Origin of the sequence: Caballeronia sp. GAFFF1, assembly GCF_023630705.1 — a bacterium.
GTDB lineage: Bacteria > Pseudomonadota > Gammaproteobacteria > Burkholderiales > Burkholderiaceae > Caballeronia.
In genome coordinates, this window is sequence record NZ_JALQEM010000031.1 from 1 (window position 1) to 21282 (window position 21282).

The following is a 21282-nucleotide window of genomic DNA, read 5'->3' on the forward strand; positions in this document are numbered from 1 at the left end:
GCCCGCGCCGGCTGCCGCGCCGACCCAGCGCGCGACGCCTTCGGGCCCGCAGTCGTCAATGCCGCCGCTTCTGCCGCAGGCTGCCGCGATCCAGCCGCAAGCCGCGCACGCATTGCCGTCCGGCTCGCAGGCCGTCCGGCCCGCCAGCATGGAGCGTCCGGCTGTCGCCACCGCGACCGCCGCGACCGCCACCGCGAGCACGCTGCCCACGACAACCGTCAGCGGCACCGCACGCACGGCAACATCCTTCGGGGCGTCGGGCGTGGCGGCGCGCATGGACGCCGACAAGACCGACGATGTGGAGCGCGCCATCAAGCAATACGGCTGGAGCAGCGGCAACGAAAGGCCCGCGCCCGCGCGCTGACCGGTTTCCGCATCACCTCCGCGCTATCGCATTACCGGCATTACCGCATCACCCGTTTCACGCGACGCCCGCGCGTCGCGTGACTTTCAAAGAACCCGTCCAACTCGACTCAAGGGTCAATCATGGTCTCCAGCCAATTCATGCGGAATGCCGCGCGGAGGGCGTTCGCCCTTTGCGCTTTCGTCGGACTCGCCTGCGCCGCGCAAGCCGGCTACGCGGCCGATCCCGTGCCGTACAAGATCACGACCGGGCAGGAACGCGGCACCTATATTCAGATCGGGCAGGATTTGTCGAAGTACGTGGCCGAGCCCGCCGGCATGGACCTGGAAGTGCTGCCGTCGAAAGGATCGGCCGAAAACGTCCAGCGCATGCGCTACGAGCCCGGCGTGAAGTTCGCGCTGGTGCAGTCGGACGTGTATCAGGCTTACCTTGACATGGCGAACTCCGGCAACGCCGAGGCCGGCCGGATCATTCAGCCGCTGCGGCTCATCATGCCGCTGTACGACGAGGAGATTTATTTCGTCGTTCGTTCGGATTCGCAGCTCAAGAACATCAACGAGATCAAGGGCAAGAACATCAGCGTCGGGCCGATCGGCAGCGGCACGGCGCAGTCCGCCGAAACGTTGTACCGTCTGATGTTCGGCGAGCCGATCCCCGATGCCAACGAGCAGCACTACAACAACGAAGACGCGCTCGCCAAGCTCATCGTGCGCAAGATCGACGTCGCGGTGATCGTCGCCGGCCAGCCCGCCAAGCTCTTTCAGGACATGAACCCCGAGTTGCTCCAGCAGATCAAGTTGCTGCGCCTCGACCCGTCCGCCCCTGAAACGGCTCGCGCGAAGCAGACGTATTTCCCCGCGACCATCCGCACGACGAGCTACCCGAACTGGATTCAGGAAGACACGCCAACGCTGACCGTGAAGGCGTTCCTCGTCACGTACGACTACGGTCTGCGCGGCACGGTTGGCGCGCTGTCGAAGTTCGCGGATTCGCTCTGCACGAATTTCGATACGCTGCAGGCGAGCGGGCATCCGAAGTGGAAGCAGGTCCACCTGGAATTGCCGCCGCTCACGCGCGGCTGGAAATACTATCCGCCGATGGAAAAGCACTTGCGCGCGTGCATCGCCAAGCGCGCGGCGCTCGCGCAGTCGCAGGGCTCGGCGCAGACCGTGTCGGCGCGCGGCACGGACGCCGCCGCGCAGAAGAAAAAGTCCTCCTGCACCGCGCAGGAAAAGCTGCTGCTGCTCTGCGACCAGTAACTCCCGGCGCTAGCTTCGAAGCGACGGCATGAAAGCGGACTCGAACGGCGGATATCTGCGATAAGCCGAGATCGAGGTCCATTCCCGTGCCGTCGCGCCGGAGCGGTAGTGGCGTTGCGCCGCAAGGCCGCCCTTGCAGGCCGATTTGTGGAGCGCGCGATGACGCGCCCGCGAACGCGCTTCGAGGCGGCGTTCCAGCGCCGCCGCGCCCGCGAACCAGTGGTCGATGGCGCCCCCGAACGCCGCGAGGATGCCGACGCCCGCGATCCATCCGGCCGCCATGCTGTCGAACGCGCAGGTGACACATGCGCCGCCGCACATCGCCGCGAAGAAGACCAGCATGACCCACGCGAACGGCGGACTCTCCTCGTGCTCCGTGCGGCAAGCGAGCCGCGGGCCGTGTCCGGCCGCGGCCAGTCTCATGTCGTAAGCATTCGCTGATCGGTTCATCTTTGTTCTCCATGCGCCGCGGATTCGCGTCCGCAAAAGTTACGCAGATGCAGAGAACAGCGATATAAGACTTATCCGAACAACCCCGGCACGCATTGCGCGCGGGAAACTGCCTGCTGACTAGCTACTTTGCGCCGGCGAATTCCTGCAAGTCGGCATCGGCTTCGCCCGCGAGCGGTACGACGCCCGATGGACCCGATGCGCGCGGCTGCAACAACAACGCGACGAGCCCCGTCCAGCCGGTCTGATGCGACGCGCCGACGCCGCGCCCGTTGTCGCCGTGAAAGTACTCGTGAAAGAGCACCAGATCACGCGAGCGCGGATCGGCCTGCAACAGCGGATACGCCGCCATCACGGGTCGCTCGCCGTTCTTGTCGAGCAGGAACAGCGTAGTCACGCGGCGCGCGAGTTCATCGGCGATTTCGGCGAGCGAGAAGGTCTGTCCCGAACCTGTCGGATACTCCACGCGAAAATCGTCGCCGTAATAGCGGTGGAATTCGAGAATGGACTCGATCAGCAGATAATTCACCGGCATCCACACCGGCCCGCGCCAGTTCGAGTTGCCGCCGAAGACGCGCGAGGTCGATTCCGCCGGCTGATACTGCACGCAGAAGCTCTCGCCGTTGTGATAGAAGACGAACGGATTGTCGCGATGCACGCGGGACAGCGCCCGCACGCCGTGATCGGACAGAAACTCGGACTCGTCCAGCATGCGCCTCAGAAGCGCCTTCATGCGATGCCCGCGCAACAGCGACAGCAGCACGCTATTGCCCTGACCCGCGATATTCCAGCGCGAGACGAGCCGCGACAAATCAAGCCGATGTTCGAGGAACCAGTGCAAGCGCTCGCGCAACTCCGGCAACGCGCGATACACGCTCGGCTCCAGCACATGCACCGCGAAGAGCGGAATCAGCCCGACGATCGACCGCACGCGCATCGGCACGCTTGTGCCGTCCGGCAGGCGCAGCTTGTCGTAGAAGAACTCGTCCTCGCTGTCCCACAAGCCCGTGTCGCAGCCGTCCTCGCAACTGACCGCTTCGGCGATATACAGGAAGTGCTCGAAGAACTTCACGGCGATATCCACGAACACCGGGTTCGCATACGCGAGTTCCAGCGCGATGCGCATGAGATCGAGCGCATACGCGGCCATCCACGCGGTGCCGTCGGCCTGATCGATATGACCGCCCGTCGGCAGCGGCGCTGAACGATCGAAGATGCCGACGTTATCCAGCCCGAGAAACCCGCCCTGAAAGATGTTGCGACCGTCGGCGTCCTTGCGGTTCACCCACCACGAGAAGTTCAGCAGCAGCTTGTGGAAGACGAGTTCCAGAAAGTCGCGGTCGCCCTTGCCGGTGATCGCGCGGTCGATCTCGTATACGCGCCACGTCGCCCACGCATGCACTGGCGGATTCGCGTCGCTGAACGCCCATTCGTAGGCCGGCAACTGGCCGTTCGGATGCTGATATCGGTCCTTCACGAGCAACAGCAACTGCCGCTTCGCGAACGCCGGGTCGATGAGCGCGAACGCCGCCGCATGAAACGCGAGGTCCCACGACGCGTACCACGGGTATTCCCATTTGTCCGGCATCGACACGATGTCCGCGTTGCACAGATGCCGCCAGTCCGCATTGCGCCCGGTGCGCCGCTGTTTCGGCGGCTTAGGCTGAAGCGGATCGCCGTCGAGCCAGCGCGTGACGTCGAACTGGTAGTACTGCTTCGACCACAGCATGCCCGCGAGCGCCTGCCGCTGCACGAGCCGCTGATCCGCGCCCGCGATGTCGTGCTGCAACGCGCCGTAGAACTCGTCGGCTTCCGCGATGCGGCGCGCGAAAAGCGCATCGGCATCGAGCGGCACTGTGTCGGGCGCGGACTCGGGACGCCAGCGCAGAAACACCGTGGCCGTCGCGTGCGCGTCGAGCGTGAGTTGCGCACGGGCCGCGGCGCGGGTGCCGGCATCGCGGCGAACGGCGTCTTCATCGCCCGCGACGATATAGTCGTTGAAGCCGTCCTTGAACGGGCCCTCGCCTTCCATGCTGAACAGACGCCGCACATTGGTCTCGTTCTCGCAGAAAAGCCATTCGATGCCGTCCGTATCCGGCGACCACGCCGTGACGATCATCGGCTCGTGACCGTGATGGACGGCTGCGACCTGCGTGACGCCGCGCTCCGTTCGCAGCTTCAGCGACGGCTTGGCTGGCGTCGGCTTCCAAGACCACGTATTGCGCGCCCAGATTTGCGGCAGCACGTCGAGCGTGGCGGGATAGGCCGCGCGGTTTCCGACGGTCACGCGCATCACGATATCGTCGGGCGTGTGCTTCGCATATTCCACCTGCACGTCGAAGTAACGCTCGTCGTCGAACACGCCGGTATCGAGCACTTCGTACTCGGGCACGTCCGCGCCGCGCCGCGCGTTCTCATCGACGAGATCGGCATACGGAAACGCCGCATGCGGATACTTGTACAGCATGCGCATATAGGAATGCGTCGGCGTGCCGTCCAGATAGAAGTACAGCTCCTTCACGTCCTCGCCGTGATTGCCTTGCTGATTCGTGAGGCCGAACAGGCGTTCTTTCAGAATCGGATCGCGCCCGTTCCAGAGCGCGAGTGAGACGCACCAGTTGAGCTTGTCGTCGCCGAATCCCGCGATGCCGTCCTCGCCCCAGCGATACGCGCGGCTGCGCGCGTGATCGTGCGGAAAGTACTCCCACGCGGTCCCGAACTCGCTGTAGTCCTCGCGCACGGTGCCCCACTGCCGCTCGCTCAGATACGGCCCCCAACGCTGCCACCGCGGGCAGTCGCCCGAATGCAGCCGCGAGCCTTCCACGGTGTCGATCTGATTGACGGTGCGCGTCTTCGCCATGGGCGTCTCCTGATGCGGCCTTCGGTGCAGCTTGCGGGAAACGGCTAATTTAGCGCGTTTTCACGACAGGACGCACATTCGACGGCCCTCACGCCGCGCCGAGCAGCGTTTCGATGCGCAGCAGTTCCGCGAGCGACCACGCCTGAAACGGCGCGCCGCCCGGCGCGTGCGGCGCGTCGCCGTCCGCGACTTCGCTCACGTGATTCAGCCCGTAATGGTCCAGATGTGCGTAGAGCGGCGCGAGGAAGCGCTCGCGCACGCCCGCCGCGCCGCGCACACGCAGCCACGCCTCGACGAACGGCCCCATCAGCCACGGCCAGACGGTGCCCTGATGATAGGCGCCGTCGCGCTCCAGCACGCCGCCTGCGTAATGCGGACGATACGCCGGGTCGGACGGCGCGAGCGTGCGCAGCCCGAGCGGCGTCAGCAGATGCGCTTCGACCTGATCGACCACCGCGCGGGCGATATCGCCGTCGACGAGCGGAAACGGCAGGCCGCCGACCGCGAAGATCTGGTTCGGGCGAATCGAGCGGTCGAGCTTGCCCGGCTCGTGGCCGGCATCGACGACATCGTAGAGCGCGTGCGTGTCCGGATCGACAAAGCGCGCCGCGAAACTCTGCCGGGCGCGCGCGCACAGCGTCTGCCAGCGCGGGTTCCAAGCCGACGCGATGGCAAGCGCATTGATCCACAGCGCCTGGACCTCGACCGGCTTGCCGATGCGCGGCGTCACCACCCAGTCGCCGGCTTTCGCGTCCATCCACGTGAGTTGCACGCCCGGCACGCCTGCGCGCAAGAGGCCGTCTTCGTCGGCGGCGATTCGATAGCGCGTGCCGCCCGCGTAGCCTTCGAGAATCGTATCGACCGCGCGTTGCAGGCGGCTCGCCGTGGCCGCAAGCGCATGGCCGGTCGCCAGATAGTCGTGGACGGCGATCACGAACCACAGCGACGCATCCACCGAGTTGTATTCCGGCTGGCCGCCGCTGTCGGGAAAACGGTTGGGCAGCATGCCTTCGGAAAGCGCGTCGGTCCATTCGAGCAGAATCGATTCGGCGTCCTCGTGGCGGCCGCTCGCGATCAGCAAGCCGCGCATGGAAATGAAGGTATCGCGGCCCCAGTCAGTGAACCACGGAAAGCCCGCGATGATGGTTCGCCCCTCTCTGCGGTTGACGACATACGCATCGGCGGAACGGGCGAGGCGCGATGCGAACGCCGCGCGGCGTTCGGACTCGCGAGCCGCGAGCCGCGACGCGTGCGCGAGCGCATCCGCTTCGCGCGGCACGTTGCTGCCGGTATCGGCGTGCAGAATCATCACGGCTTCGCGGGCGGTCAGATCGAACGTGAAGACGCCCGGCGTCGCCAGATCTTCGATGAAATCGAGGCCGCGCTCGCGCTCGCGCGCATAGCAGAAATTGCGATACCAGTCGGGCGCGTGCCGATACGCGCCGTTCGCCGTCGCGCCGATGGCCGGCAAATCCGGGTACGGCCGCCAGTGAACGCGCTCGCCGTCCGTCGTGGCGTCGAAGCACAACGCCGGATTCTCGCGATGCAGCGCGTGATAGTCGCGCCCCGACAGCAGCGGGCGCACATGCAGCGTCGCGGACGGCGCGCGCGCATCCGTTTCGAGGCGCCAGCGCAGCACGGTCTCGCCGCTCTCTTTCGCGACGAACAACTCGGCCACGACCGCTTGCGCATCGCCCACGCGATAGCGCCACGTCGGCCACGGCGATGTATCGAAGGAAGCGAGACTCGCGGAGGCGTCCGGGTACAGCACGTCGGGCGCGTAGTGCTGCATGGTCAGCGGGTAGCGCTCGCCGCCTATCTCGACCCACGCCTCGATGCCGTTGACGAGCACCACGCGCCCCGCAGGCGGCTGCGTCGCGGCAAGCAACAACGCCTGATAACGGCGAGTTCGCATGGTTCCCACCGTGCCGGAAGCGAAGCCGCCGTGCGCGTCCGCTTCGAGCCATTCGTCTTCTAGCCGCGTCGAGTCGATCGCCGTCATGCCGCCGCCCGTTTGCGGTACTCGGTGAGCGCGCGTCGCGCCTTCGTGCGAATGGCGCTCTGCATGCGCGGCGTCCAGCCGAACAGCCAGCCGGAGACGCCCAGCGCCTGGCGGCTCCAGCGCCAGAGGTCGAACGTATCGGTCTGCTCGGCGATCAGGCCGTCGCGGATGGCGAACTTCGTCGCGATCTCATTGACCACTGCGCGCCCTGTCGCGGAATACGTGTAGCGCGCGACGGCGTTCGCGCTCGCGGTTTGCCCGAGCGTGCTGATGCCGTCGAAAGTCAGCGTGAAGTCGGCCGCGCGGCCGAGCAGCATGCGCCACATGTCGCCGACTTCGCGGCCATGCAGCAGCCCGAACGCCGGATCTTCGAAGCGGATGTCGGACGCATAGCAGGCCGCCATGGCGTCGGCGTCGGCGCGCTGAAACGCACGGTAGAAGCGTTCGATGAGTTCGGCGTTCGTATTCGGCATGGTGGTCCTGGCAGAGTCGCGCCGCGCGGAAGTGGGCATTTTCGCGCGACTGCGGCCGAATTGCAGCTTGCCGCTCGATGTTTTGCTGTCGTGCGGGCATTTGGGAAAACCAACCGTTTGTTTAGACAATCGCACGTTGAATGGCGCGCGTTTATTAAACAAAGCGGTTTTCGATTATCAGGAAACCGGTTTCACCGCTTCGATTCTAAGACAGTCTTATTATCCGCAAGAAATGTCTTAATAAACTCGATTTTAAAAACTTCAGATATTAATTGACGCGGAATTATTCTTAACATAGATTTCTAGAACGGTCGTTCTAATCTCGATTATTCAACCGTCGCTTACCTATGCGGTGGCTCTCGTGCGTGCACGCTTCGCCATCGTCAACACTTTCATCAGCCCGCGCCCGCTAAAGGTCGCACGTCGCGCACCATGAAAATTAGGCCTCGAATCAGCACGCTTTCATTGGCGTCTGCGGATTATTTCTTGACGGACTTACGCACCGGCATTATCAGCCGCGCGATTCATCCGCAATCGCCGGATATCATTATTTACATTTTAAGGACTGAAGACGGATCGCAGTATTGCGCGCAAGTTGATTATCGGGAGCATCCGGTTCGAAATGCCATTCTCATGGCGGCGCTCGAATTAGGCCTGACGGTGACGGTTCGCGCGGATGCCACGCACCATATCACCGACCTCGCCGCGACGCTGCCGAACGTCGCCCCGCTGCCCGCGCTCGGCCACACGTGGCGCCTGCTGGAAGACGTGCGGACCGGCGCGGTCGTGCAGGTGGAAGACGCCAATCTGCTCGGCAGTATGGCGTACATCATCCGCAGCCCGGACGGCTTGCATCATTGCGTGCAGATGTGCCCGAACGAGCACGGCTACCGGAGCACCCTGCTGATGGCCGCTTTCAGGGCGAAGCTGCCCGTGACCGTCGCCGGAGACGCCGACTACTATCTCAACGCCATTTCAGTCGGATCGAGAGCGTTCGGGCCGAACTTCAACTGCGCGCCGGGCCTCATCTCGACGACGCCTCGTTCCGGCGTCATCGACGAGATCATCGACACGGAGGCGGCCGAGACGTTGAGCGTCATCGTCAAGACGCCGGAGGCCACGCGCTACCATGCCCGAATGGACCGGCAGGAGCACGCGAACCGGCACCACCTCGCCATGGTGGCGTTGCGCTCGAGCTTGCCCGTCACGGTCAGCGGCAACGAGGATCACACTATCACCGGAATCGCGGTCGGCGCGCTGTCTTCGGACGCGGCGCCTTCCATGATCCTGTTCGGCCAGAAGCTGACCGGCATGCAGAGCGGAACGCTGGTGCGCATCATCGACTCGGACGCGCTCGACCAGATCCGCTACGTGCTGCGCGCATCCGACGGCGCGCATTTTTGCGCCCAGATGAACGCCGCGAAACATGCGAGCCGGCACCAGATGCTGATGACGGCGCTCGCGCTCCATCTTCCGGTGAGCGTGACAGCCGACGCGAATTCGAATGTCACGGGCGTGTCGGTCGGACTGCCGCATCGGGGCAGCCCGACGTTCCATTGCCAGGCGACGCGTTTTCCGAAGACCGAGACCGGCAGCATCGTCCGCATGATCGATTCGGACGCGCTCGGTCCCGACACCCGTTACGTGCTTCAGACGCCGGACGGCGACGAATGGGCCGTGCCCGCGTTCGGGCGCGGGCAACCGGGGCGCGGCCCGCTGCTCGCGCTCGCGCTGACGGGCGGGCTCAGCGTGACCGTCAACGGCATCGAGGGCAGAGACACGCCGCTGGAAGCCGGCAGCGTAACCGTCGCGCGCAGCTAGCGTCAGAGAGCGAACGCCGTGACCGCGTGAATCAGCAGCCCGACCGCGCCGCCCACGAGCGTGCCGTTCACGCGAATGAACTGAAGGTCGCGCCCGATGTTCAACTCGACATCGCGCACGAGCGTGGCGTCGTCCCACTGCTTGACGGTCGCGGCGATGTGCTTCGCAATGCCTTCGCGCAACTCGGGCGCGAGCGCCTTCAGCGCATCGCGCATATGCTCGTTGATCGAATCGCGCAGAAGCGGATCGCCGCCGAGCGCCTGCGCGAAACCCGCGGCGACTTCCACTACTTTCGCGTGCAGCGCGGAGTCGGGGCGCTTCAGGTCCGCGGCGAGCCACGCGGTGAACTCGTCCCACAGGCCGTCCACGTAGCCGCGCAATTCGGGGCGATCGAGCCATTCGCGCTTGTGCTCGTCGATGCGCGCCTTGAACGCGGGATCGGACTTCAGACGCTCGACGAAGCGCTCCACTGCGGCATCGAAGGCTTTGCGGCGTTCGTGCTCCGGGTCGCTCGTCACGTCGTGCAGCCACTGGTTCGCGCCGCGCACGAGGCCCGCCGCGAACTTGTTGCCGAGGTCGCCCGCATCCAGCCCGACGAAGCCGAGCATGCCGATGAGCTTCGGATACTCCTCGCCCGCCACCGCGACGATGCGCGTCGCGAGCATCTCCTGCACCTCGGGCTTGTCGAGCCAGGCCGCCATTTGCCTGAGGCCCTCGTCGAGCAGCAATTGATGGCGGCGGTCGGCGGTGAGCGTCGAAAGCAGATTGCCCGCGGCGGCGGAAAGATCGAAGGCCTCGGCGCGGCGGCGAATCGCGTCGTGGAGCATGGACTTGATGCGCGTGTCGTCGATGAACGCCAGCAACTGGCCGACCGCTGCAACCGCGCGATCGCCCAGCAACTCGGCGTTTTTCGGCTCCGCGAGCCACACCGATAGCCGGCTTGCGGGATCGAACGCATCGACGCGCGCAACGAGCGCATCCGTGCCGAGAAAGCGGTCGCGCACGAAGACGGCGAGGTTGTCGGCGACGCGCGCCTTGTTCGCGGGCAGGATGGCCGTATGCGGCACCGGCACGCCGAGCGGATGGCGAAACAGCGCGACGACGGCGAACCAGTCCGCGAGCGCGCCGACCATTGCCGCTTCCGCGAACGCAGACACCCACGCCCACGCGCCCGCGTCGTGCTGGCTCTTCGCGATGGCGAACAGCACGCCCGCGCCGACGAGCAACGCGGCGGCGAACCACTTCATCCTTTTCAGGGCTACGGCTTTATCCTGCGTTTCCATCTGCTTGTCGGTATAGAAGTGTGGAAGCGCGCAAGCATATCAACGCCCTTGCTGCAACTTCAAGAGCGCATCCACGGCGCGGCCGGCTGCTTCCACCGGCACGAAGATGTGATCGTGAAACGCGCCCGCCATCACATTGCAACTGATGCCGGCGTCACCGAGCGCGCGAGCGAACGCGGCAGTCAGCCCGACGGCGTTCAGATCCGAGTGCACGGTCAGCGTGATCCACGCCGCGCGAAAGAGTGGCGTGACGCCAGCGGCAAGGGCCGCGCCTTCTTCCATGACGACGGTCACGCCTTCGCGCTCGCGAAACGTCGCGACGATGCCCGCGCCGCCCGGCGCGGCGTCATGCGGCAGCGACGCGAACACATAGACGCCGGGCTGAAGCTCGGGCTGCATGGACGCCAGCAGCGTCCGCAGATCGGAGACGGGCGCCGGCGTCATCAGGCGGCATCCTCGGCGGGCCGCGTTCTGCCGAGCACCGGCCGCAGCGCGGTGCCCGTGTGGCTGCGCGGATGACTCGCGAGCGTGTCCGGGTCCGCCGCCGCGACGATGGTCCCGCCGTTCACGCCGCCTTCCGGCCCGAGATCGAGCACCCAGTCGGCTTCCGCGATCACGTCGAGGTCGTGCTCGATCACGATCACGCTATGCCCGCCGTCCACCAGCCGGTGCAGCACGCGGATCAGCTTCGCGACGTCCGCCATGTGCAGGCCGACCGTCGGTTCGTCGAGCACATAAAGCGTATGCGGCGGCTTTTGGCCGCGCCGCGTGATGTCGTCGCGCACCTTCGACAACTCGGTGACGAGCTTGATGCGCTGCGCCTCGCCGCCCGAGAGCGTCGGCGACGGCTGGCCGAGCGTCAGATAACCGAGGCCCACGTCCTTCATCAGTTGCAGCGGATGCCCGATGCTCGGCATCGACGCGAAGAACTCGACGGCCTCGTCGATCTCCATGGTCAGCACTTCGCCGATGTTCTTGCCGCGCCACGTCACCGCGAGCGTCTCGGGATTGAAGCGCTGGCCGTGGCACACGTCGCATGGAACCTTGACGTCCGGCAGGAAGTTCATCGCGATGGTGCGCACGCCCTGCCCTTCGCATGCGGGGCAGCGCCCATTGCCCGTATTGAACGAGAAGCGCGACGGCGTATAGCCGCGCGCCCGCGCTTCGAGCGTGTCGGCAAAGAGCTTGCGGATGGTGTCCCACATGCCGATGTAGGTCGCCGGGCACGAACGCGGCGTCTTGCCGATCGGCGTCTGATCGACTTCGAGCACGCGGTCGATCGCTTCGAAACCGGTGACGCCCGAGCAGCCCTGCCAGGCGTGGACCACATCGAACTTCGGGCGCGGGGTTTCGCGGGCGAGCACGCTGGCGCGCGATTTCGCGGCCGGGGCGTCGGCTTGCGCCGCCTTGCGCGCGCGCCGCACCGCCGGCGACGACAGCACCGAGCGGCCGACGGCATCGAGCAGGTTCGTCATGAGCACGTCGCGGGCGAGCGTCGATTTGCCCGAGCCGGATACGCCCGTGATCGCGACGAGCCGGTTCAGCGGCACGCTCGCCGTCACGTTGCGCAGGTTGTGCAGCGTCGCGTTCTGCACCGTGAGCCATTGCTCCGGCACAGCCGGGCGCTTGCCGACGGCCGCGCGCACTTCGCGGCGCGGCTGCAACGGATGGACGATCGGGTTTGCCAACATCTGCCCGGTCAGCGACGCCTTGTGCGCCGCGAGGTCCGTCACGCTGCCCTGCGCGACCACCGTGCCGCCGCGTTTGCCCGCGCCCGGCCCGATATCGATGATGTGATCGGCACGCCGGATCGTGTCCTCGTCGTGCTCCACGACGACGAGCGTGTTGCCCTTGTCGTTCAGCTTCTTGAGCGCGCTCAGGAGAATGAGGTTGTCGCGCGGATGCAGGCCGATGGTCGGTTCATCCAGCACATAGCAGACGCCTTGCAGGTTGCTGCCGAGTTGCGCGGCGAGACGAATGCGCTGCGCCTCGCCGCCCGAGAGCGTCGGCGCGGCGCGGTCGAGACTCAGATAACCGAGCCCGACTTCCTCCAGGAACTGAAGGCGCCCTTCGATTTCGCTGACCACATCGCGCGCGATGTCGGCGTCGCGGCCCGTGAGCTTGAGCGTCGCGATCCACTCGCGCGTGTCCGTCACGGTCCAGCGCCCGACCTCGGTGATCGGATAATTGCCGAACGTCACCGCACGCGCGACCTCGTTCAGGCGCGTGCCTTCGCATTCCGCGCACGGCTGATCGACGATATCGTCCGGCTCCTGATCCACCGAGCCGATGCTCTGCTCGCGGCCGCGATCATCCTGCGCGAACACCGTATCGTCGAAGGCGGCGCGCTGCTCGCGCGTCAGCTTGACGCCGGTGCCGACGCACGTGTTGCACCAGCCATGCTTGCTGTTGTAGGAGAACATGCGCGGGTCGAGTTCCGGATAGCTCGTGCCGCAGACCGGACACGCGCGCTTGGTCGAAAACACGATGCTCTCTTCCTTGCCGCGCCGCTTGCCGCTCGACAGCGCGCCGTGCAGTTCGTCGAGCGGCGCGCACAGATGCATGACGCCCTTTCCGATTTCGAGCGTCTCGTCCAGCAGGCGCCGCAGGTCCGCTTCGTTTTCCGCCGAGACGACGAGATCCGCGACCGGCAGCTCGATGGTGTGTTCGCGGAAGCGGTCGAGCTTCGGCCACGGATCGACCGGCAGGAAGTCGCCGTCCACGCGTAGATGCGTGTTGCCGCGCGCTTTCGCCCACTTCGCGAGGTCGGTATAGACGCCCTTGCGATTCACGACGAGCGGCGCAAGCAGGCCCACATGCTGGCCCTTGAAGTCGCGCAAGATCTGCGCGGCAATCTGCTCGGAGCTTTGCGCCTGAACCGGCGTTCCGTCGTGAATGCAATGCTGGATGCCGAGCTTCACATAAAGAAGGCGCAGGAAGTGCCAGACTTCCGAAGTCGTCGCGACCGTGCTCTTGCGCCCGCCGCGCGAGAGCCGCTGCTCGATGGCAACCGTCGGCGGAATGCCATAGACCGCATCGACTTCCGGGCGGCCCGCCGGCTGCACGATGGAGCGCGCATACGCGTTCAGCGACTCCAGATAACGCCGCTGTCCTTCGTGGAACAGAATATCGAACGCGAGCGTCGACTTGCCGGAGCCGGACACGCCCGTCACGACGTTGAACTTGTTGTGCGGGATATCGACATCGAGCGACTTCAGATTGTGCTCGCGCGCATTCACGATGCGCACGACATCCTCGCCCTGCAATGCGCGCCGCGCGCTCGCCACTTCCGCCGCGAGTTGCAGCGGCACGCCTGCGCGCTTTTCCGCCGCGCCGGGCGTCATGGCTTCTTCGTAGTCGAGGAGCGCGCGGCCCGTGTGCGACTGCTCGCAAGCCGCGACGTCATCCGGCGTGCCGACGCACACCACTTGACCGCCGCCGTCGCCGCCTTCCGGACCGAGATCGATGATCCAGTCCGCCGCGCGAATCACGTCGAGATTGTGCTCGATGACGATCAGCGAATGCCCGCGCTCGAGCAGCCTGCGCAACGCCTGCATCAACTTGGCGATGTCGTCGAAATGCAGGCCCGTGGTCGGCTCGTCGAACATGAAAAGCCGCGCTTTCTGGTTCGGCGACGCCGTTTCCGCGAGAAAACCCGCAAGCTTCAGGCGCTGGGCTTCGCCGCCCGAGAGCGTCGGCACCGGCTGGCCGAGCTTCACATATTCGAGGCCGACGTCGACGATAGGCTGTAGCACGCGCAGCACGTCCGCGTCGCTCGCGAAGCACTCGACGGCTTCGCTCACGGTCAGGTCCAGCACGTCCGCGACGCTCAGTTCGCGCCCGCAACGCTCGATCTTCACATCGAGGATTTCCGCGCGATAGCGCCGGCCGTCGCAATCGGGGCAGCGCAGGTAGACATCGGAGAGGAACTGCATTTCGACGTGCTCGAAGCCCGAGCCGCCGCACGTCGGGCAGCGGCCGTCGCCCGAGTTGAAGCTGAACATGCTCGCGCCGTAGCCGCGCTGCGCCGCCAGCGGCGCTTTCGCGAAGAGTTTGCGGATTTCGTCGAACGCGCCGACATAGCTCGCCGGATTCGAGCGCGCCGTGCGGCCGATCGGCGACTGGTCGACGAACACGACGTCGCTCAGTTGATCCGCGCCCTTCAGCGCGCGAAACGCGCCGGGCGCTTCGGTCGCCTTGCCGAAGTGGCGCATGAGCGCGGGCGCGAGCACGTCCTGAATCAGCGTCGATTTGCCCGAGCCGGAGACGCCCGTCACGCAGACGAGGCGCTCCAGCGGAATCTCAACGGTCATGTCCCGCAAGTTGTGATCGCTCGCGCCTTCGAGGACGAGACGCGGCGAGTTGGCATCGACCGTGCGGCGCGTCCAGTTCGACGCATGCGCGACGTGCTTGCGGCCGCCGAGATACGCGCCGGTGAGCGTGTCGCTCGATTGAATATCGTCGGGCGTGCCGTCGTAGACGATTTCGCCGCCGCGCTCGCCCGGCCCCGGTCCCATGTCGATCAGGCGATCCGCCGCGAGCATCACCGAAGGATCGTGCTCCACGACGACGAGCGTATTGCCCGCGTCGCGCAGACGGTGCATGGCCTCCACGATGCGGTTCAGGTCGCGCGGATGCAGCCCGATGCTCGGCTCATCCAGCACGAACAGCGTGTTGACGAGCGACGTGCCGAGCGCGGTCGTCAGGTTGATGCGCTGCACTTCGCCGCCCGACAGCGTGCGGCTTTGCCGGTCCAGCGTCAGATAGCCGAGCCCGACGTCGCACAGATACTTGAGGCGCGTGCGCACTTCGGCGTGCAGCAGCTTGAGCGCCTCGTCGAGCAACGTGGACGGCAGCGTGAGCGAATCGAAGAAGCGGCGGATGCGCTCGATCGGCATCAGCATCAGGTCGTGCACGGTCAGGCCCGGCAACGCTTCGAGCTGATCGCGCGTCCAGTCGACGCCGTTCGGTAAGAAGCGATCCGCGGGCGCGAGCACCGCGTCGGCCTGTTCCTTCGTGCCGAGGCGCCACAAGAGCGATTCGGTCTTGAGCCGCGCGCCCGCGCAGACGGGACACGTCGTATAGCTGCGGTACTTGGAGAGCAGCACGCGAATGTGCATCTTGTACGCCTTCGACTCCAGATAGTCGAAGAAACGCTGCACGCCGTACCACTGGCTGCCCCATTTGCCGTTCCAGTCGGGGGATCCGTGGATGACCCAGTCGCGCTCTTTCTGCGTCAGCTCGCTCCACGGCACGCCGAGCCGGATGCCCGCCTTCGCGCCGTAGCGCACGAGGTCATCCTGATTCTCTTTCCACGCGGGCGTTTGCAGCGTCTTGATCGCGCCTTCGCGCAGCGTCTTTTTCTCGTCCGGAATGACGAGGCCGTAATCCACGCCGATCACGCGGCCGAAACCGCGACACGTCTCGCACGCGCCATAGGCCGAGTTGAACGAGAACAACGCCGGCTGCGGATCGGCATAACGCAGGTCGCTTTCCGGGCTATGCAGGCCGGTCGAGAAGCGCCAGATATCGGGTTCGGCTTCGTCCTTCAGCACATAGACGTTCACGCGCCCGGTGCCGCGCAGCAGCGCGCCTTCGATGGCCTCCAGCGCCCGCGAGCGCTCCGTGCCTTGCAGGCGAAAACGGTCCGCAACCACATCGAGCACCTGCCGCGCGCCCGCTTCTGTCTCTACATGGCGCTTGGCCTGCACGCGCGTATAGCCGCTCGCGGAAAGCCACTGCGCGACTTCGTCGTCGCTCGCCGTGTCCGGCAGTTCGACGGGAAACGTCACCGCGAGCCGCGGATCGGCGTCGCGCGTGCGCTCCAGCAGTTCCGCGTAGATGGTCTCGGGCGTGTCGTGCCGCACGCGATGCGCGGTCTTCCTGTCGAAGAGTTCGGCGGCACGCGCATAGAAGAGCTTCAGGTGATCGTTGAGCTCGGTCATCGTGCCGACCGTCGAGCGCGAACTGCGCACCGGGTTCGTCTGGTCGATGGCGATGGCGGGCGGCACGCCGTCCACGCGATCGACCTGCGGGCGGTCCATGCGGTCGAGGAACTGGCGTGCGTACGCGCTGAACGTTTCGACGTAACGACGCTGGCCTTCGGCGTAGAGCGTGTCGAACACGAGGCTCGACTTGCCCGAACCCGACGGGCCGGTCACGACCGTCATCTGGCCGGTGTGCAAGTCGATATCGAGATTCTTGAGGTTATGTTGACGGGCGCCGCGAATGCGGATTGCGTTGTTCGATGCCAATTTTTCAACCGGTTCAATGTGATGGACGGCCTGTCAGGCCCTGGGCGGCGCCGCGCGGTTCTCCGGCGGCAGGCGCCTGCCGCAGCGACCGGTACTGTACACCCATACAGTACCGGTCGCAAAAAGCGGGCGAAGCGTTCGCCCGGCACTTGCAAGTAGCTCGCCCGCTCGCCGTCAGCCAAGGTGAGCGATGAGCGCATCCGCGACGGCGTCGGGCGCTTCGCGCGGCGGAAAGTGCCCCGCCCCGTCGATCACGACACGCCGATAGCCCGCCGTAAAGCGGCCTTCCTGTCCTTCGGACATCGAGACGTCGTCGCAGAAATCCGACCCGCCCTGAATCATCAGCGCCGGCACGCCGATGCGCTCGATGGTCGCAAGCCGCTCGGACAACGGTTCGAGCGCCGGGTCCGACGGCTGATCGCTGCGCCAGCGGCGGCGATACCCGTTCAGCGTGATCGGCACCCAGTCCGGATTCTCGAAGGCGCGCGCGGTGGCGGCGAACTCGGCTTCGTCGAACCAGCCGGGCGGCGACCATGTGTCCCATTGGATGCGCGCGAAGCCTTTCGGATCGGCGGCGATCACGTCCGGCGCGTCATCGAGCGACATGAACCACTGGTACCAGAAGCGCCGCGCCTGCGCGAAATCCCGCGGCAACGTGAACTTGCCGCGCGGCTGAAACGCCAGCGCAATGGCCGCCATGCGCCGCACGCGGTCGGGGAACAGCGCGGCGAGCGTGTAGGCGGCGCGCGCGCCCCAGTCGTGACCGACTACATCGAAACGGGCGATGCCAAGCGCATCCGCCAGATCGATTGCGTCTTGCGCCAGCGCGACGCCGGAGCCATCGCGGATGCTGCCCGCGCGCAGGAAGCGGGTGCCGCCCGATCCGCGCAACTCCGGAACGATGGTGCGGTAGCCCGCCGCATTGAGCCGCGCCGCGACGTTCGACCACGCGCGCGCGGCGTCCGGCCAGCCGTGCAGCAGGATGACGGGCGGTCCATCGGCGGGGCCGGCGTCGGCGTAGGCGATATTGAGCGTCGGCGTCTCTGCGTGCAGTTCGAAGATCAGCATGGCTCCTCCGTTCGGGAAGCGAAGCATCAATTCTAGAGCCGCGTGCGATTCCACGCCGGACGGCAGCGGCAATACTGACACATGATGTCGTATGAGACGCAGGCACGGGTAATCGCTTCCTTAAGGGAAAGTCCCGACCCTATCGCCTCCACGCATGCCTTGACGGATGGCTCTTCACGTCGCTATCGTCACACAGGAAAACGCTTTCTTACATGGCCGCTTAAGCTACCTGTTGTCATACGACATCGTTCGATGCGCCCACATCAAAACCGGTCAATACCGGAACGGAGACACCATGAAACAGCGCCCCATCGCCCCTGCTTCTGCCCGCCGCCGCTCGCTGCTGAAATTCGCCGGCGCGTCGGCGAGCGCTCCGCTCATCGGCGGCCTCGGCAGTCTGAGCGTGCTCGCCGGCTGCGGAGGCGGCCACCACGATTCGAGCACCCCGACCACGCCTGAAGACCCGATCTGGGGCCCGTCCGGTTCCGCGACGCAGATCATTAACGCGCTGAAGAACGTGTCCACGTCGATGGTGCCGAGCCGGCAGTTCCTCGTCACCGACTATGGCGCGAAGCCGTGCACCGTGATTGCCGCGACGAGCCCGTACACCGACCCGTCGAAGTCGCCGCTCAGCACCGGCGCGGACCAGACGCAGGCGCCCGGCTCCTTCGACTCGCGCCCCGCGTTCCTCGCGGCCATCGCGGCATGCAGTGCGGCGGGCGGCGGGCGCGTGGTCGTGCCCGCCGGCAACTGGTATTGCGCGGGGCCGATCATCCTCCAATCCAACGTCGACTTTCACCTGAGCGCAAACTGCGAGATCTTCTTCAGCCCGAATCCGGCGGACTACGCGAAGGACGGCCCGATCGACTGCGGCGCGAACGGCAAGCTGTACTACAGCCGATGGCAGGCCAACGACTGCCTGAACTACGGCCCGCCCGTCTACGCGCGCAACCAGACGAACATCGCGATCACCGGCGAAGGCGATACATCGGTCCTCAACGGCCAGGCCATGACGCCGTTCGCCGGCAGCGGCAACACGTCGACGTGCTGGTGGACGTGGAAAGGCAATAGCGGCGCCTACGGCTACGCAGGCTCGTCGACACCCTCGCAGGCGTTCGCCAATCCGAACAACGTCGATCTGAAGACCGCGGCGCCCGGCATTTCCGATGCGCTCTACACGAAGCTCACCGACCCCGCCACGCCGTGGCAGCAGGACCAAAACTATCTGCCCGCGCTGTCGGAGGCCGGCGTGGCGATCGAGAAGCGCATCTTCGGCATCGGGCATTATCTGCGGCCGAGCATGGTCGAATTCATCGGGTGTACTAATGTTCTGATGCAAGGCTACCGCACCATCAATACGCCGTTCTGGCAACATCATCCGACCGATTGCAAGAATGTGGTCATTACCGGCGTGACGGTGGATAGCATTGGCCCGAACAACGACGGCTTCGATCCCGATGCCTGCGACATGGTGCTGTGCGAAAACGTCACGTTTAACACCGGCGACGACTGCATCGCGATCAAGTCGGGCAAGGACCTCGACACGCAGTACGGCCCCGCGCAGAATCACGTGATTCAGAACTGCACGATGAACAGCGGCCACGGCGGCATCACGCTCGGCAGCGAAATGGGCGGCGGCGTGCAGAACATCTATGCCCGCAACCTTCAGATGCTGAACAAGTTCTGGGCGACGAACTCGCTCAATATCGCGATTCGCGTGAAGACCAACATGAATCGCGGCGGCTTCGTGAAGAACTTCTATGTCGATAACGTGACGCTACCCAACGGCGTGAGTCTGACGCCGTCGGGCTACGGCAGCAGCCTGCTCGCGGGGAGTCCGATCAACGCGACGGTGCCGCTCGGCGTGGTCACGGCGAGCGCGGCGAATCCGTCGGCGGCGCAAGGCGGCATCATCACGTTCGATTGCGACTACCAGCCGTCGAAGGACGCGATCCGCACGCGCCCGGCGCTCGTGCAGAACGTCAACATCTCGAACGTGAAGGCCAGCAACGTCACGCTGAACGGCGCCACCGGCTCATGCTTTCAGGCGATCGTTGCGCAAGGCCCCGTTGCGTTCGACTACAACGGACCTGCGCCGACGCCCGCGATTCCCGCGATTGCCGGGGTGACCATCACCAACTGCGATTTCGGCACGCCTGTCGCAGCGGGACCGGCCACGGCGACGACGCCCGGACCGATCTACGCGTACAACGTGCATGACATCGTGCTCAACAATACGGTGATCGCAGGAAAGACGTTGAATCAGACCATCACCGACGCGCGGTAAAGACCACGCGCGTGCCGCGGCATTCCTGCTGCGTCACGCGCCGATCAGCACGCCGGTTCGGAACGCCGTTGCACCCGTGATTCGTCCGATCGGCGCGCCTGCGTAGACGAAGCGAATGGCGCGTCGCATATAGAAGACGCCATCGTTTTTCGTGGTGACGGTGGTCACGGCATCCGTCAGCGGATCGATGATGTCGAGGACTGCATCGCCCGCCTTCAGCTTCGCGCCGATTGCCGCGCGATACACGACGATGCCGCTCGCCGGCGCCGTCAGTTGCTCGCTGCCGGCAAGCGGCGTCGCGGCTTGCGCGAGCGGCGGCAGCGTGCGCGCCTCGCCTTCAATTACACCGCGTGCAATCAGGAAGTCGACGATGGCTTCTGCATCGCGGTCTGCGTGTTCATAGTCCACGTCGCACTGGCCGCGATGCTCCACCGTCGCCGCGACGTTCGGCGCGCCGAGCGGCGTGCCTTCGCCCAGCAACGCACGCACTTCGTTCCACAGCAACGCGTGGATCTCGTCGAACGACTGGCCGCCGGAATCGGTCGCGAGCAGCACGCCGTTCGTGCCGAGATAGCGGGCAAGCGGCTCGATGGCGGGCCAGCTTGCAGGGCTGGTGTAGAGATGCATCGTCGCTTCCCGCGAGCAATGCAGATCGAGCACGATGTCCGCGTCCGACGCGTGCCTGAGCAACGCGAGCCGCAACGATTCGAACTCGTTAGGCGCGGTCATTTCGCCGAGCATCTCACGCACCGCCGCGCGTAGAAGCCGTGTGTTGTGCGTGGCATCCGTGGCCGACAAGCGTGAACCAATGCGTTCGACCAACGCGCTTGCAGGCGGCATCGGAAAGTTGCGGTTGAAGTTGTGCCCGCTGTTGCTCTCGAAGCGCCCGAAGAACTGGCCGAGCACATGCTGCGACAAACCGATGGGATTGGCCACCGGCACGAGCACCACTTCGCCGCGCACGCGTCCGCTCGCTTCGAGATCTTTGAGCCGCTGCTTCAGCCGCCAGGCCGCGAGCATGGCGGGCGTCTCGTCCGCGTGAAGCGATGCTTGCACGTAGACCTTTCCGTGGGCACCCGGCACCCCGAAGTGAAAGCTGACCAGTTCGCGCGTCGTGCCGAGCGTCGTGGTGACGAGCGGCGTGCGTTCAATGCGCATAGT

13 protein-coding genes and 1 pseudogene are annotated in these 21282 nt (G+C 65.7%); 5 read left to right on the top strand and 9 right to left on the bottom strand.

Annotation, left to right across the window (positions count from 1 at the left end):
* Positions 1-364 (top strand): annotated as a pseudogene (locus NCR37_RS16885) (hypothetical protein); the annotation flags it as partial.
* Between the two features lie 122 nt (positions 365-486).
* Entirely contained in the window at positions 487-1623 is a 1137-nt protein-coding gene (locus NCR37_RS16890; protein ID WP_250474006.1) for a TAXI family TRAP transporter solute-binding subunit, read from the top strand.
* 9 nt (positions 1624-1632) lie between these two features.
* On the opposite strand, the gene NCR37_RS16895 is transcribed toward NCR37_RS16890, so the two are convergent.
* The 4 genes from NCR37_RS16895 to NCR37_RS16910 form a co-directional block, all read right to left on the bottom strand.
* Complete coding sequence (locus NCR37_RS16895) at positions 1633-2073, bottom strand: hypothetical protein (protein WP_250474007.1); 441 nt, start codon at positions 2071-2073, stop codon at positions 1633-1635.
* Positions 2074-2197: 124 nt separating this feature from the next.
* A complete protein-coding gene (locus NCR37_RS16900) occupies positions 2198-4933 on the bottom strand; it encodes an MGH1-like glycoside hydrolase domain-containing protein (protein ID WP_250474008.1) in 2736 nt (911 codons plus the stop codon).
* Positions 4934-5021: 88 nt separating this feature from the next.
* Positions 5022-6935: an amylo-alpha-1,6-glucosidase gene (locus tag NCR37_RS16905; RefSeq protein ID WP_250474009.1), complete on the bottom strand. Its 1914-nt coding sequence runs from the start codon at positions 6933-6935 to the stop codon at positions 5022-5024.
* Positions 6932-7408 (bottom strand): nuclear transport factor 2 family protein, encoded by a 477-nt coding sequence (locus NCR37_RS16910; RefSeq protein WP_250474010.1) that lies wholly within the window; start codon positions 7406-7408, stop codon positions 6932-6934. The genes NCR37_RS16905 and NCR37_RS16910 overlap by 4 nt, the downstream gene beginning before the upstream one ends.
* Here NCR37_RS16910 and NCR37_RS16915 point away from each other — a divergent pair.
* Both NCR37_RS16915 and NCR37_RS16920 read left to right on the top strand, forming a co-directional pair.
* Positions 7383-7649 carry a hypothetical protein gene (locus tag NCR37_RS16915; RefSeq protein WP_250474011.1) on the top strand — a complete coding sequence of 89 codons (267 nt, stop codon included), beginning with the start codon at positions 7383-7385 and terminating at the stop codon, positions 7647-7649. The two genes, NCR37_RS16910 and NCR37_RS16915, sit on opposite strands and share 26 nt — an antisense overlap.
* Positions 7650-8041: 392 nt before the next feature.
* A complete protein-coding gene (locus tag NCR37_RS16920; RefSeq protein ID WP_250474012.1) occupies positions 8042-9229 on the top strand; it encodes a hypothetical protein in 1188 nt (395 codons plus the stop codon).
* Between the two features lie 2 nt (positions 9230-9231).
* On the opposite strand, the gene NCR37_RS16925 is transcribed toward NCR37_RS16920, so the two are convergent.
* From NCR37_RS16925 to NCR37_RS16940, 4 genes are all read right to left on the bottom strand, one after another.
* Positions 9232-10512 carry a DUF445 domain-containing protein gene (locus NCR37_RS16925; RefSeq protein ID WP_250474013.1) on the bottom strand — a complete coding sequence of 427 codons (1281 nt, stop codon included), beginning with the start codon at positions 10510-10512 and terminating at the stop codon, positions 9232-9234.
* Positions 10513-10551: 39 nt separating this feature from the next.
* On the bottom strand, positions 10552-10956 hold the full coding sequence (locus NCR37_RS16930; RefSeq protein ID WP_250474014.1) for an ACT domain-containing protein: 405 nt from the start codon (positions 10954-10956) through the stop codon (positions 10552-10554).
* On the bottom strand, positions 10956-16766 hold the full coding sequence (uvrA, locus tag NCR37_RS16935; protein WP_250474015.1) for an excinuclease ABC subunit UvrA: 5811 nt from the start codon (positions 16764-16766) through the stop codon (positions 10956-10958). Before uvrA ends, NCR37_RS16930 begins: the two co-directional genes overlap by 1 nt.
* Positions 16767-16940: 174 nt before the next feature.
* The gene (locus NCR37_RS16940; protein ID WP_250474016.1) at positions 16941-17834 is read right to left on the bottom strand and encodes an alpha/beta fold hydrolase; all 894 of its coding nucleotides are present in this window, start codon (positions 17832-17834) and stop codon (positions 16941-16943) included.
* Between the two features lie 295 nt (positions 17835-18129).
* Here NCR37_RS16940 and NCR37_RS16945 point away from each other — a divergent pair, with 295 nt between their 5' ends.
* Positions 18130-20121, top strand: a complete 1992-nt coding sequence (locus tag NCR37_RS16945) for a glycoside hydrolase family 28 protein (RefSeq protein ID WP_250474017.1) — start codon at positions 18130-18132, stop codon at positions 20119-20121.
* Positions 20122-20154: 33 nt separating this feature from the next.
* Here NCR37_RS16945 and NCR37_RS16950 read toward each other — a convergent pair whose 3' ends face one another.
* The gene (locus NCR37_RS16950; RefSeq protein ID WP_250474018.1) at positions 20155-21279 is read right to left on the bottom strand and encodes a succinylglutamate desuccinylase/aspartoacylase family protein; all 1125 of its coding nucleotides are present in this window, start codon (positions 21277-21279) and stop codon (positions 20155-20157) included.
* Between the last annotated feature and the right edge of the window lie 3 nt (positions 21280-21282).